Annotated in this window: 16 protein-coding genes and 1 tRNA gene; 9 read left to right on the forward strand and 8 right to left on the reverse strand. The window is 41.7% G+C overall.

Features of this window, described 5'->3' with window-relative positions:
* Nucleotide 1: 1 nt before the first annotated feature.
* From BKK48_RS02030 to dauA, 6 genes are all read right to left on the reverse strand, one after another.
* Nucleotides 2–1,072 (reverse strand): MFS transporter, encoded by a 1,071-nt coding sequence (locus BKK48_RS02030; RefSeq protein WP_077426541.1) that lies wholly within the window; start codon nt 1,070–1,072, stop codon nt 2–4.
* Nucleotides 1,073–1,201: 129 nt separating this feature from the next.
* Nucleotides 1,202–2,137 carry a tRNA dihydrouridine(16) synthase DusC gene (gene dusC, locus BKK48_RS02035; RefSeq protein ID WP_077426542.1) on the reverse strand — a complete coding sequence of 312 codons (936 nt, stop codon included), beginning with the start codon at nt 2,135–2,137 and terminating at the stop codon, nt 1,202–1,204.
* A gap of 3 nt (nt 2,138–2,140) precedes the next feature.
* Nucleotides 2,141–3,010, reverse strand: coding sequence for a co-chaperone DjlA (gene djlA, locus BKK48_RS02040; RefSeq protein ID WP_077426543.1), 870 nt, complete (start codon nt 3,008–3,010; stop codon nt 2,141–2,143).
* A gap of 74 nt (nt 3,011–3,084) precedes the next feature.
* On the reverse strand, nt 3,085–3,726 hold the full coding sequence (pyrE, locus tag BKK48_RS02045; RefSeq protein ID WP_077426544.1) for an orotate phosphoribosyltransferase: 642 nt from the start codon (nt 3,724–3,726) through the stop codon (nt 3,085–3,087).
* Nucleotides 3,727–3,735: 9 nt separating this feature from the next.
* Nucleotides 3,736–4,452 carry a ribonuclease PH gene (gene rph, locus BKK48_RS02050; RefSeq protein ID WP_077426545.1) on the reverse strand — a complete coding sequence of 239 codons (717 nt, stop codon included), beginning with the start codon at nt 4,450–4,452 and terminating at the stop codon, nt 3,736–3,738.
* A 58-nt stretch (nt 4,453–4,510) separates the two neighbouring features.
* Entirely contained in the window at nt 4,511–6,256 is a 1,746-nt protein-coding gene (gene dauA, locus BKK48_RS02055) for a C4-dicarboxylic acid transporter DauA (RefSeq protein ID WP_077426546.1), read from the reverse strand.
* A gap of 125 nt (nt 6,257–6,381) precedes the next feature.
* On the opposite strand from dauA, the gene BKK48_RS02060 reads away from it, so the two are divergent.
* Nucleotides 6,382–6,471 (forward strand) — tRNA-Ser (locus tag BKK48_RS02060).
* A gap of 199 nt (nt 6,472–6,670) precedes the next feature.
* Nucleotides 6,671–7,882, forward strand: a complete 1,212-nt coding sequence (locus BKK48_RS02065) for a tyrosine-type recombinase/integrase (RefSeq protein WP_077426547.1) — start codon at nt 6,671–6,673, stop codon at nt 7,880–7,882.
* Nucleotides 7,883–7,910: 28 nt separating this feature from the next.
* Here BKK48_RS02065 and BKK48_RS02070 read toward each other — a convergent pair whose 3' ends face one another.
* Complete coding sequence (locus tag BKK48_RS02070; protein WP_077426548.1) at nt 7,911–8,171, reverse strand: hypothetical protein; 261 nt, start codon at nt 8,169–8,171, stop codon at nt 7,911–7,913.
* Nucleotides 8,172–8,210: 39 nt separating this feature from the next.
* Nucleotides 8,211–8,408 (reverse strand): hypothetical protein, encoded by a 198-nt coding sequence (locus BKK48_RS02075; RefSeq protein WP_077426549.1) that lies wholly within the window; start codon nt 8,406–8,408, stop codon nt 8,211–8,213.
* Nucleotides 8,409–8,668: 260 nt separating this feature from the next.
* On the opposite strand from BKK48_RS02075, the gene BKK48_RS02080 reads away from it, so the two are divergent.
* The 7 genes from BKK48_RS02080 to BKK48_RS02110 all read left to right on the forward strand — a co-directional run bounded on the left by BKK48_RS02080 (nt 8,669) and on the right by BKK48_RS02110 (nt 12,460).
* Nucleotides 8,669–8,971, forward strand: coding sequence for a helix-turn-helix transcriptional regulator (locus BKK48_RS02080; RefSeq protein ID WP_244154849.1), 303 nt, complete (start codon nt 8,669–8,671; stop codon nt 8,969–8,971).
* A complete protein-coding gene (locus tag BKK48_RS02085; protein ID WP_077426550.1) occupies nt 8,968–9,660 on the forward strand; it encodes a hypothetical protein in 693 nt (230 codons plus the stop codon). The genes BKK48_RS02080 and BKK48_RS02085 overlap by 4 nt, the downstream gene beginning before the upstream one ends.
* Before the next feature lie 10 nt (nt 9,661–9,670).
* Nucleotides 9,671–10,609 carry a P2 family phage major capsid protein gene (locus BKK48_RS02090; protein ID WP_077426551.1) on the forward strand — a complete coding sequence of 313 codons (939 nt, stop codon included), beginning with the start codon at nt 9,671–9,673 and terminating at the stop codon, nt 10,607–10,609.
* Nucleotides 10,609–10,830: a hypothetical protein gene (locus tag BKK48_RS02095; protein ID WP_077426552.1), complete on the forward strand. Its 222-nt coding sequence runs from the start codon at nt 10,609–10,611 to the stop codon at nt 10,828–10,830. The genes BKK48_RS02090 and BKK48_RS02095 overlap by 1 nt, the downstream gene beginning before the upstream one ends.
* Nucleotides 10,831–10,951: 121 nt before the next feature.
* A complete protein-coding gene (locus BKK48_RS02100) occupies nt 10,952–11,206 on the forward strand; it encodes a type II toxin-antitoxin system Phd/YefM family antitoxin (protein ID WP_077426553.1) in 255 nt (84 codons plus the stop codon).
* Entirely contained in the window at nt 11,196–11,489 is a 294-nt protein-coding gene (locus BKK48_RS02105) for a type II toxin-antitoxin system RelE family toxin (RefSeq protein WP_077426554.1), read from the forward strand. The genes BKK48_RS02100 and BKK48_RS02105 overlap by 11 nt, the downstream gene beginning before the upstream one ends.
* 56 nt (nt 11,490–11,545) lie before the next feature.
* On the forward strand, nt 11,546–12,460 hold the full coding sequence (locus tag BKK48_RS02110) for a hypothetical protein (RefSeq protein ID WP_077426555.1): 915 nt from the start codon (nt 11,546–11,548) through the stop codon (nt 12,458–12,460).
* Nucleotides 12,461–12,595 lie beyond the last annotated feature (135 nt).

Genomic DNA, 12,595 nt, shown 5'->3' on the forward strand with positions numbered 1-12,595 from the left:
TTTACCAAATTAAAAAGACGACGGGAATAATGTTCATCACCAAGGTGGTGGTACCGGCTAAAATGAGCTTAGAGGTGCCAAACATAAGCCCTTGGTTCACGCCTTTATCTAACTTCACAAGCATATTGGCCATGGCTGTATTGGCAAAGAGGCTGACAAAGGCAAAGAGTATTAAATAAAGGTAAGCCGTGATAAAAGAAAGAAAATCGATAACATAAAACCAAGGCACAATCAGCGCAATCACCAAAAGCGGTGCAATATAGGTGAGTTTTACTACGCCAAAATCAAGCTTTCTGGAAAAGCGGGCTTGGAATAGTACCGCAATCAAATTATTGATAAAAAAAGCAAGAGGGATAGATTCGGGATTATCCAATAAATTACTGAAAATATAAGGGAAAATAATATAAAAGGAGGTGCTCATCGCCAGTGGGATAAAGAGTAATAAATGAGCAAATATGAAGCGTTTAGTTAATATTTGCTTCATATTATGAAATCGAAAGGCGCTGCTTCTTACTTTGCAAGGGGCTTCTTTCACGGCAACAAGCATAAAGAGCAACATGGATACTTCAATAGCACAGCTTAACCAAATCAACATTTCCGGTAATTGGAAATGTAAAAACGGTAGGGCGAGTAGCGGGGCAAACATTGAAGCCAAACTTTGAATACGCAAAAATTTTCCCTGTGCTTTGGCTTTATCCTGATAATTATCTGCGGCCGTTGAAAGCAGTAAAGCTCGGGCATTGGTGCCAAATAATGTGCTACCTAAACCAAAAAAGAAGGTTGCCAATAACAAAAGTGGGTAATAGTCTGTGGTAATCAGCAAAATATAGGCAGCCGCATCCATTAAACAACCGATAAGCATCATTTTTGAGCGACCGAAACTGTCTCCCCATGCGCCGGCAAATAAAGAAAAGGCTTGGCTGGCAAAGACTAACAATGAAAAGGCACTGGCAATTTGCGAGGTATCAAAGCCTTTATTGTTTTGTAAATAGATAAAAAAGACGCTTTGCATTGCGGTGTAGGCCACACCGGAGAAGAAACGCCGCCATAAAATCACATTTTGAATATTCATAGTTTATGACTTCCGAAATTAACCCCTCGCATTATAGTAGATTTTCTTTTATTGCAATAAGGATCTTGTGTATTGGCTATCATATTGGCGAGTTGCAAAAATGCGGTCAAAATTGACCGCACTTTGATCTCAATGGGGTTGATGTAATCGTTGCCGCAACGCTTCTGCTGTTTGGCAGGTTTTTATTTTTTCAAAAATGACATTCGCCTCATCGTATTCTTTATTTAGATAACGTAACCATTGTTTAATGCGTGCCACATGGTAAAAGCCTGAATCGTGAAAATTTTCCATTTCGGCGTATTTTTGTAATAATTTTTGAATATCTACCCAAGGCATTTTGGTGGTGTTTGATTTGAGTACATGGCTTAAATTTGGAATGTTTAATGCACCACGTCCCACCATTAAAGCTTGGCAGCCGGTGGTAGCAAGGCAATGTTGTCCATCCTGCCAATGCCAGATTTCCCCATTTGCAATCACCGGAATGGAAAGGTGTTTACGGATTTCCCCGATTTTTTCCCAATTGATGCGATCGGCACGATAACCATCAGCTTTGGTGCGACCATGCACGGTGATCTCGGTTGCCCCGCCTTGTTGAACGGCATCGGCAATTTCCATTGCTTGGGAAACATCATCCCAGCCTAACCGCACTTTCACACTCACCGGGAAAGATAGAGGGATGGCTTTCCGTAAAGCCTGTGTGGCACGATAGATTAATTCCGGTTGTTTGAGTAATGCCGCCCCGCCGTGGCTACCGTTCACGGTTTTAGAAGGACAACCACAATTAAAATCAATACCGTGCGAACCCAAGCTAATGGCTCGGAGGGCATTTTCGGCTAAGTAATCGGGATGTTGTCCAAGTAATTGCACCCGAACTGCTGTTCCTGAGGGGGTGAAACCCTGACTTTTCAGTTCAGGACATAAACGATAGAACACCTTTTCAGGCAGGCACTGATCAACCACACGGATAAATTCCGTAATACATAAATCGTAATCGTTGATTTCAGTGAGAAGTTGGCGTACGAAAGGATCCAGTACGCCTTGCATAGGGGCGAGAATGACACGCACGTTTTATTTCCAGCCTTTTGATTTGCAAATCAAATCATAAGCGGCTTGAATTTGTTGTGCTTTTTCTTTTGCCATTTCCATCATTTCAGGGGGTAATCCTTTGGCGACCAATTTATCCGGGTGGTGTTCATTCATTAAGCGGCGATAGGCCCGTTTGACGGTATTGCGATCATCCGTTTCATTCACCCCCAGCACATTATAAGCATCGTTTAAGGTTGGACCGGAAGTACGTTGGTATGCTCCTTGGTTTTGTTGATATTCGTAATGCCCCCCTTGTTGATAGGCACCTTGCTGATATTGCTGATAAAAACCGCCTTGCGTGAAAGCACGAGCCGCCATTTCCATTGCGATCATTTGCTCAAATTGCATGCGGGAAAGCCCAAGTTCTTCAGCAATCACATAAAGGACTTCTTTTTCACCCTCATGTAGTTGCGAATCTGAGAAGGCTGCCTGCACTTGCACATGTAAGAACATTCGTAATAAATCGGCACGTTGTCCACAACCGATACGAAATTCACGAATGACTTGGCGAATAGGAAAATCCGTTTCTTTGCCACGGCGAAACGCATCTTGGGCAAGACGGCGACCTTGATCGTCTAATTTCATCTGTGCCATTAATTGGTTAGCCAGTTGAATATCTTCTTCCGTTACTCGGCCTTTGGCTTTACTCAAATGCCCCAATACGGCAAAGGTGGTTTGCATAAAAAGGGCTTGGCGTGTGGTTTTTCGATTGAAAAAGCTCGAATTCACCGCCCCCAGTTCGTATAACTTTTTATCGGCAATAGAACCTAAAATCAGCCCTGCAATGGCACCAAAAAATCCCCCGATTTTCCAGCCGATAAACACCCCTAACATTTTTCCAATAAAATTCATGCTTTTCCTCTAAAAAGTGCGGTTGTTTTTCACCGTGTTTTCTAAAATAGCGACAAAGATCGATTTATCAAGTTTTATACGCCAAACTCAGCTCGGTAGGCGTGCATTGCACTCAAATGCTCACGATAGTTTGGATCTTGCTCAATAAACTGCATTAAATCGTCTAAATCAATAATGGATAAGACACGGCATTGATAATCTCGTTCCACCTCTTGGATAGCGGAAAGTTCGCCTTTGCCACGTTCTTTGCGATTTAAGGCAATGAATACGGCAGCAAGTTCGGCATGATTAGCGTTGATGAGTTCCATCGATTCACGGATTGCTGTGCCTGCGGTGATCACATCATCGACTAATAAAATTTTGCCTTGCAGTGGGCTGCCGATTAAATTGCCACCTTCACCGTGATCTTTGGCTTCTTTGCGATTAAAGCAGACCGGTTTATCCAGGTTGTAACGGTTAAACAATGCCACAGAAACGGTGGTGCCAATAGGGATCCCTTTGTAAGCGGGGCCAAAAATGACATCAAAATCGACCGCACTTGCTTGAATCGCTGCGGCATAAAATTCGCCCAAACGGGCTAAATCTGCGCCGGTATTGAATAATCCGGCATTAAAGAAATACGGACTTTTACGTCCTGATTTCAAGGTGAACTCGCCAAATTTCAATACCTGACGGCTTAAGGCAAATTCAATAAAATCTCGTTTATATTGTTCCACGTTTTATCCTTATAAGCCTAGGGCTTCACGTTGTGCGGCAAAAATTTGTTGGCAGCCTTGTTTGGCTAATGCTAATAAAGTGAGTAATTCTTCATGGTTGAAAGGTTCACCCTCTGCCGTGCCTTGGACTTCGATCATTCTGCCGTCTTCCATCATCACCACATTCATATCTGTTTCGGCGGCTGAATCTTCAATATATTCTAAATCACATACCGCTTCCCCCTCCACAATCCCCACGGAAATGGCTGAAACTAAGGCTTTAATTGGATTGGTTTTTAAACTCCCGTTTTCCATTAATCCGTTAATGGCATCACATAAGGCAACGGCAGCGCCGCTAATCGAAGCGGTACGAGTGCCGCCATCGGCTTGAATGACATCACAGTCTAAGGTGATGGTGCGTTCACCCAGTGCGTTTAAATCGACCATGGCACGCAAAGAACGGGCGATTAAACGTTGAATCTCTAAGGTTCTCCCCCCTTGTTTGCCTTTTGCCGCCTCTCGTGGCATACGGCTGTGGGTGGAGCGTGGCAACATACCGTATTCAGCCGTTACCCAACCTTGATTTTGACCTTTCAGAAAACGGGGAACGGTTTCTTCCACACTGGCGGTGCAAAGCACTTTGGTTTCCCCAAATTCAACCAAAACCGAACCTTCCGCATGTTTCGTATAATGACGGGTAATTTTAATTGGGCGGGGTTGATCATTCTCTCGGTTATTTGGGCGCATAAAAAATTCCTTTCTCAGTTAATAAAAAAGCGCACTATTCTAGCACGCTTTTATTTATTCACGACGGATTAACACGCTCAAAATCACGAATTTTATTAAAAGTTTCTTTTAAATCCGAAGCAAAATTAATTTTTTGTATTTCAGGTGTGGTGTTTGATTTCACTAACATTCTCAAAGGTTGGAATTGCATGTTACATAAGTAAAGTTGCTGGTGGGGTAGCATATGTTGTACAAAGCGGGTAAGGGCATGAATTCCCCCTGTGTCTAACACGGTCACCGCATCGCACTGTAAGACAATATGCTTGATTTCGTGATCCGTATGCACGGTTTTGTCATGTAAATCTGCAAATAATTTATCTGCAGCGGCAAAAAATAAAGGTCCACTGATGCGATAAACCAACACATCATTCAGATCTTCCGGTGCATTATGCTCAATGGCTTTCGTCATTTCGGCTATGGTGCGGATAAAGAGTAGGCTGGCGAGCAATACACCCACACTTATCGCAATCACCATATCAAACAATACGGTCAAAATTAAACAGGTGAATAATACCGCGATTTCATTTTTGCTGGAGCGGCGGGCAAGGGTAATGATTTCCTGTACACTGGCCATATTCCATGCCACGACTAAAAGCAGGGCGGCCATTGATGAAAGCGGTAAATAAGAAAGGGCTTGAGCGAAAAGTAATAAAGCAAATAATACTAAAAGGGCGTGTACCACACTGGCAATGGGCGAAACCGCACCGGATTTAACATTGGCGGTGGAGCGGGCAATCGCTGCGGTTGCGGTAATGCCGCCAAAAAAGGGCGAAACGATATTGCCTAAACCTTGAGCTAATAATTCATTATTGGAATGGTGTTTGGTGTCTGTCATATTGTCTAGCACCAGGGCACAAAGAAGGGATTCTATCGCCCCCAATACCGCCATTGAAAATGCCGCAGGTAACAAGGCCTGCAAGCTATCAAAATTCCATTGAATCACTTCCCCTTGTGCATTGGGCACATTCCACGGCAAGACAAAATCGGGCAGTACATTGGGAATACCTTGCCCTATCGTGCCATCCGGTAAGGTATATTGGAAAGCAGAGCCAATAGTTTGAACATGAAAACCGAAATACTGTAAAACTAATGCAACAAGGGTTCCAATTATCACCGCAGGTAAATGCCCCGGTATGGCGAGGCGTAATTTATACCATTGGGTCAAAACCAACAACGTGGTGAGGCCTACCAACGTATCAGACCAATTTATTGTGGGAAGTGCGGTCAAAATTGCTTGAATTTTTTCCAAATAATGAGCCGGCATTTGTTCAATCGTCAAACCGAGAAAATCTTTAATTTGGAGTGTTCCAATTGTAATACCAATACCACAGGTAAAACCGAGGGTAACCGGCAGAGGGATATATTCAATGAGGCGACCGAGACGGAATAATGCCATTAAAATTAATATCACGCCGGAAAGTAGGGTTGCCATCAGCAAACCACTTAAACCAAATTGCTGGGTAACGGGATATAAAATCACCACAAAAGCCGCAGTGGGGCCGGAAACATTAAAACGTGAGCCACCGGTTAGGGCGATGATTATGCCTGCAATAATAGCAGTATAAAGCCCATGTTGTGGCGGCACACCGCTGGCAATCGCCAATGCCATGGAAAGCGGAATGGCAATCACACCCACAGTTAAACCTGCAATAACATCTTGAAGGAGTGATTTTTTTGTATAACCAAGACGAAATGAATCCTTCAATGCGCTGAAGGGCTTAACAGCCAAAAACACATTTTTGGAAAATAATGATTTAATGTGCATAAAAAAACGACAGAAAGTGAATAAAACGCCATTATTCTAACGAAAATTTGTGAGGATTTTTATGTTCTAGCTCAAAAAACTTGACTAAGGCGATTCAAATCTTTATAGTTTGCGCACCTCAACACGGTGAGATGTCCGAGTGGTTGAAGGAGCACGCCTGGAAAGCGTGTATGTGCGAAAGTGCATCGGGGGTTCGAATCCCCCTCTCACCGCCATGTAGCTTGTCAAATAACGTCTTTTCTGTCAAAAAACAACGTAAAAACAACACTTTAACAGCTTTCTATTTGTTGTTTTCGTTCGCTATTGTTTGTCTTTGTTGTCGTTTTTAACTCCCTATTTAACTCCCTAGCAATTTGGGCTTACTTTTTGTGGAGTTAAAACGGCTAATGTTTAACCATAACAAAGGCTTTCATTATGAAATTAGTTAAACCTCTCTCCGATTCCACTATTCAATCTCTTAAACCTCAAGAGAAAGAATTTAGAAAATATGACGGCAAAGAATCAGGGCTTTTTATCCGTGTTATGCCGAGTAAAAAGAAAACGTTTTATTTTGAATATAAATTTGCGAAAAAGCTGAAGAAAATCAAGCTGGGCGATTATCCGACGCTTTCCCTTACTGACGCGCGAGATATGGCACGGGAATATAGGGGGCTTGTTCTTCGTCACATTGATCCTCGTGTATATCGTGAATCTTTACTTAATCCGGTAGAAGAAAAGAAAATCACCTTTGCAGAAATGGCGACGAGATGGCGCGATAAGCGGTTAAAATTGGGGAAACTCAAGGCGCAAACCGTTAATGAGGCTTTTCGCCGCGTGGAGTTGCATTTATTCCCTAAAATCGCAGACTTGCCGATTGATGAGGCAAATTATGAGACTTTTGGCCCGGCGCTTTCACCACTGAAAAATTCCAATACGCTTTATAAAATCAATATTGCGATTAATCAGATTTTTAGAATGGCGGAGGATGAAGATTTAATCGTGAAAAATCCGTTTAGAAAGATTCACGATGAGTTTACTTATGTGGAGACAAAGAATCATCCAACCATAACCCCCGAAGAATTGCCGCACTTGTTCAAGGTTTTGCAAAATTCAGATATTAAAAAACCGACCGCACTTTTAATCGAGTGGCAGTTATTGAGCATTTTGAGAAGTTCCGAGGCGGTGAGGATTGAATGGGCTGATATTGACTGGGAGGCGAAAGCCTTACATATTCCGGCAGAGCGAATGAAAGGCGGTAAACGTGCGCATAGTGTTCCGCTTTCCTCTCAAGCCTTGAATGTGTTAGAGCAAATGCGCCGTTATACGGGCAACCGTAAATATGTATTTTGTAGCCGTGTTGCTCCCTATAATCGACCAATGAATAGCGGTGCGGCTAATGTGGCATTGAAACGAATGGGATTTAAAGATTTATTAGTTGCTCACGGCTTACGCAGTATTGCCAGCACTTATTTACATGAATTAGACTGTTTTTCGTCTGAATCAATCGAATTATGCCTTTCTCATGAAAATAGGGGCAAAGTTCGCAAGGCGTATGATAAATCTAAAAAATGGAAATCAAGACAAGCCATTATGCAATGTTGGGGCGATTATGTAGAGCAATGCAAGTTAGAGGCTATGAAAGCCTAGACCATCATGGGGCGGCGCGTTCCGCCCTTTATTCTTCTTCGCACTCGTCTTCATCCTCGCATTCTTCATCATAGTAAGGCTCAACATAGTGATCTTGATGTTGTTTATTCTTTGCCTGTTGCTCTTCCTTTTTATCTTTGTAATGCTTAACGACTTTATAGACAACATAGGCGGCGACCGCTTTTTTAATTATGCCACTACCCTTTTTCTTTTTTTCCGCTATTGCCGGATTGATAAAACCCAATGCAATCACGGCGACAAGCGCATAAGTTAGCCCACGTTTAAACATTGATAAACCCTTGTCCTTACTGGTTTTTCTATGGCTTTATTATATCAAAAACACAAGCCCCACAATACTAAAAAGCCTAATTTCCCCCTGATTTTTAAACGATTTGCCCTTGCGAAAAATCGCTAGCAAACCCTCGCCACGCCCGCACGCTTTTTGTAGTGATTTCAACGCAAATTTTAAAAGCCCTTCAAGCCTTGCCAATACTGGCGCACCTCGATGTTTTAAATATTCGTTCATCAACGCAAACCAACGCAGAAAAACGCAAAATTTAGGCGTAAAAATGCCAATTTAGCCCAATTTTTAGCATCCAAAATCGGACAGTTCCCCGCATTGATAAAAAGTGCGGTTGAATTTGCTCTTAATTTTTCCACCGATTTTGTGAAACACCCCGCCACACTTGCCACTTAATGCGTGCTATTCCTGATTTATCCATAATAAAAACCGCTCCGAGGCGTAACGCACGGACACACAGCGCACCAAATTTTTTTAGGTAAAAAATGCAACAACAAAACGGACTCACCGGGCTTACTCGTTGGCTAATGGATACAAGGCACTACACCATAGGGCAAATGATGAAGGACAACACACAAAACGAACGCTTTTTAAGAGTGGATGACGTGATAAACCTCACGGGGCTTTCACGCTCCACGATTTACGACAAAACGCGGCTAGGGAAATTCCCCGAAGCCGTAAATCTAGGCGGCAATGCGAAAGCATGGCTAGAAAGTGAAGTGCGCGCATGGATGAATGCACGCATCGAACAACGCAACAACAAAGCAAAACAGGCAGGCAAAAAATGACCCAACTCACCCTACAACACCCCGAAAAACAAGCGAAATTGACCGCACTTTTAAGCGACTTCAACGGCAAAAAAGCGGCACTCATCGCCCTTTCTGATGAATTGAATACACTCGAGCGCAAACAGGCGAAAAATAACGCTACGATTGCGGCAGTACGCCACGAGTTTGAAACGGAAATCGCCAAAATCAAGGCAAAATTTGAGACAGAAAGCGAACTTACCCTTGACGATTACAGCGCCACGCAAAAATTAAAAGCGGAATTAAAATCACGTGTGGATTTCTTCACTGCCTTGAATGAAGACTTAGAACAAAAACTTTACGACAAGCGCGAAGAAGTTTACACCGCCAAACAAGATTTTCTCACTTTCCGCAAGCAGATTTGCCGATTCACCGCCGAAGCCTTAATTGATGAATTTATGACGAAAAATAAAGCACAAATTGCGCTATTTAAGGGCTTATTTGTGCAATCCGGTGAATATGATCCACAAACCGGCAGGGATAGCCACGATGAATTTAACGACTTCATTATCAAAAAATTCAACGTGGAATTAACCACGCCGGAAGAATTAAAAATCCCACCGCTGGCACTGGCTGCCGATTGGAAACCAAAAACCCCAACGCAAAAGCACGTTGAGCGCTTTCAAGTGCAAGAAGAAAAAGGCTTAAAACGTTTATTAATTGAAATGTAAGGATGACAGTATGCAAAAACTCACTCAAGAAAAATTTACCGCCTACAAAAACGAACTTGAAGGCGTAGAAATGCAAGAATACAGCCATTTCAACGACCACGCCAAAGTGGAAAAGATTATTAAACAAGGCATCAAAAATCACGCTTTCTTAGGCTTAATCACCACAAAATTTGTTGAAGATTCACCAAATAAAACTTACGCCCTCTCTTTGCCGATTGTCAGCAACACAGACACCGACAAGCACGCCCGAGAACCGCGCAATATCGTGCAAGATATAACCCCTTTTGAGTGCGCCCAAATTAATCTCGACGTTCGCCTTTTGCATAGCGAACTGGATCTTTTTACCGAAATTGATTTTGAAAAAGCCCTTAATGCCCGTTTAGGCGGAGAATTGGCGAAAAATCTCACCATGGTAGGCTTTCACGGCACACACCGCGCAGAAGATTCCGACCCACAAGCCCACCCACTGGGCGAGGATATGGCGAAAGGTTGGCATGCACAGCTAAAAGAAAAAGCCCAAGTGATTCAAGCCGGTGAATTAAGCGGGCAAACCACCGCTCAACTTATCAAAAAAGCCCTTGAAAAATTGCCGGTAACACTTCAAGAAAGTGGCGATTTAATCGCAATTTGTGGGCGAAATGTTTTAGACGGTGCACTGATTCAGCTTGAGCCAAAACAGCTTAATGCACAAAATGGCGTGCTTTTAATCGCACAAAATCTTATCGGGGGCTTGCGTGCAATCAATGCGCCTTTCTTTCCGGCAAATTGTATTTTAATCACCACGCTTTCAAACCTTGCCATTTATTTAAAACAAAACACAGCCCGCCTATTCTTCAAGCAAGAAGTGCGCGAAGATAGCCTAAATGTTTATTTTTCGGTACAGCTTGATTATTTGCTGGAAAATTACCGCCATGCGGTTTTAATTGAGGGCATTGAGGGGCGGGCATAATGGAAGAAAAAACCATTGAAGCGCATGCGGCGGATTTACTTCACGCCACAAACCTGTTTTTGAATCACAGCGTGCAATGCTTAGTCAAACAAGGCGCAATTCAGCCCAGTGAAAGAAATGCACTTATGCGTGAATATTCAAGGCTTATGGCTGAACAAACCCGTGAATCTGACCGAATTTCAAACGAAACTCAAGCCCATTCCTTTATTTTAAGTTATTAACCCACCGCCCCGAAAGGGGCTTTTTTTATACCTCAAAAAGAAACTTTTAAAAGTTTTTTAATGTGCTATGATTCCTGCGAAAAAGACAAAAACGACAATCTAAAACAAAAAGGGGGGGATGATGGCAATTCATCAAATTTTAACGCAACAGGTGGCAAGCATTACCGATTTAAAGCGGGATCCGATGGGGATTGCACAGGCAAGTGAACAGGGCGCTATCGCCATTTTAAACCGAAATCAACCGGCTTTTTATTGTGTTACTCCCACACTGTTTGAATATTTTCAAGAACTAGCGGAAGATGCGGAGCTAGGTAGAATTGCACAAGAACGTATGAAAGAGGGTGAATTTATTGCGGTGAACCTTGATGACTTATAGCCTGAAATTCCATGAAAAAGCGTTAAAAGAATGGCAGAAATTGGGCGAGCCAGTAAAAAGCCAATTTAAGAAGAAATTGTACGAACGGTTAGAAAATCCCCATGTGCAAGCGGACAGATTAAGAGGATTTTCGCCCGCACTTTATAAAATTAAACTACGCACAGCGGGGTATCGCCTTATTTATGAAGTGCGAGACAATGAAATCACCGTTTTTGTATTATCCGTAGGCAAGCGAGATCGCCTTAAAGCCTATGAAAACGCACGCCATAGACAAAACCAATAAACCCCGTTTAAAGCCCTATTGATGGGCTTTTCTTTTTATTTAAGGATTCATCAAAAATGACAAAAAATAAACCCACTTTACCACCGAGAAAATGGTATAGCTTGCAACAAGCAGCGGATAAATTAACAAGGGAATTTAATGAGCCGGTAACAATAGAGGATTTAATTCATTACTGGATTCACGGTTATTTAATGTTTAGCGTGAAAATGGAATATAACGTTCTATCATTAAATATAGGGAATAATCGTTTCCTTCAAACAAAAGAAAATGATTTACCCCAAATTATTTTAGCTAATGAGATAAGAACCATAAGCGAGAAAGACTTTGAGTTAGAAAATATATTTTTTGCACAAACATTTAAGCAAGCAAAAGAAAATGAATTTAGGCTTTGGACAGAAAGAAAAAGCTTTAAATTTATAGGCGATAAGATAAATGATGTAAGAAGATTGTTAGAATGTTTACCGGTTAAAGAGGATGATATATTAAGAATGAACGGTTTTTTTAACTTTCCTTTTCATCATCACCCAAGAAAAATAAAAACAGAAGAAACAATATTAAATAATGGATTAAACCTAGATCTAGGGATAAATTATCTGCTCACTCCAAAAAATAATGAACAAAACAGGTTATTATTTATTTTATACTTAAAAGAAAATCAAAATATTCACTTCAAGATTAATGATTTCTATATACTGCATTCAGATTTTGACGATTTTATTAATGGCAAGAAATACACGGACGAAATAAAAGGAAAGATTGAGGAAATTGAAAAAGAAAAAACATCACCCCGAAAACAAGCCAACCAAGCCGAATTTATTAAAGCCTTACTCAAATTGCACTATGGCATAGATGAACCTGAAAAAGCGAGAAGACTTTTAAACGGAGAATTAGCCAAAAAATTTGCCAGTGCTGGAATAGAGATTAACATCACGCCGGAAACGCTTAGAAACTGGCTTAATAAAACAAAATAACCTTTCATTTTTTTGGAAATTTCCAAACTATTTTTGGAAATTTCCACTTTTCAAAAACTCCTTTCCCTACCATACCACCCCGACAAACAAGACAAAAAAGCACGTTATTTGACAACACCAACGAATTAGAGGGAA

The sequence above is a fragment of the Rodentibacter heidelbergensis genome (genome assembly GCF_002000125.1).
GTDB classification, from domain to species: Bacteria; Pseudomonadota; Gammaproteobacteria; order Enterobacterales; family Pasteurellaceae; genus Rodentibacter; species Rodentibacter heidelbergensis.

What these genes read in the sequence shown, in the direction of transcription:
- BKK48_RS02030 (WP_077426541.1), bottom strand. Translation starts at nt 1,072, where the DNA reads ATGAATATTCAAAATGTGATTTTATGGCGGCGTTTCTTCTCCGGTGTG.
- djlA (WP_077426543.1), bottom strand. Translation starts at nt 3,010, where the DNA reads ATGAATTTTATTGGAAAAATGTTAGGGGTGTTTATCGGCTGGAAAATC.
- rph (WP_077426545.1), bottom strand. Translation starts at nt 4,452, where the DNA reads ATGCGCCCAAATAACCGAGAGAATGATCAACCCCGCCCAATTAAAATT.
- dauA (WP_077426546.1), bottom strand. Translation starts at nt 6,256, where the DNA reads ATGCACATTAAATCATTATTTTCCAAAAATGTGTTTTTGGCTGTTAAG.
- BKK48_RS02065 (WP_077426547.1), top strand. Translation starts at nt 6,671, where the DNA reads ATGAAATTAGTTAAACCTCTCTCCGATTCCACTATTCAATCTCTTAAA.
- BKK48_RS02070 (WP_077426548.1), bottom strand. Translation starts at nt 8,171, where the DNA reads ATGTTTAAACGTGGGCTAACTTATGCGCTTGTCGCCGTGATTGCATTG.
- BKK48_RS02075 (WP_077426549.1), bottom strand. Translation starts at nt 8,408, where the DNA reads ATGAACGAATATTTAAAACATCGAGGTGCGCCAGTATTGGCAAGGCTT.
- BKK48_RS02080 (WP_244154849.1), top strand. Translation starts at nt 8,669, where the DNA reads ATGCAACAACAAAACGGACTCACCGGGCTTACTCGTTGGCTAATGGAT.
- BKK48_RS02085 (WP_077426550.1), top strand. Translation starts at nt 8,968, where the DNA reads ATGACCCAACTCACCCTACAACACCCCGAAAAACAAGCGAAATTGACC.
- BKK48_RS02090 (WP_077426551.1), top strand. Translation starts at nt 9,671, where the DNA reads ATGCAAAAACTCACTCAAGAAAAATTTACCGCCTACAAAAACGAACTT.
- BKK48_RS02095 (WP_077426552.1), top strand. Translation starts at nt 10,609, where the DNA reads ATGGAAGAAAAAACCATTGAAGCGCATGCGGCGGATTTACTTCACGCC.
- BKK48_RS02100 (WP_077426553.1), top strand. Translation starts at nt 10,952, where the DNA reads ATGGCAATTCATCAAATTTTAACGCAACAGGTGGCAAGCATTACCGAT.
- BKK48_RS02105 (WP_077426554.1), top strand. Translation starts at nt 11,196, where the DNA reads ATGACTTATAGCCTGAAATTCCATGAAAAAGCGTTAAAAGAATGGCAG.
- BKK48_RS02110 (WP_077426555.1), top strand. Translation starts at nt 11,546, where the DNA reads ATGACAAAAAATAAACCCACTTTACCACCGAGAAAATGGTATAGCTTG.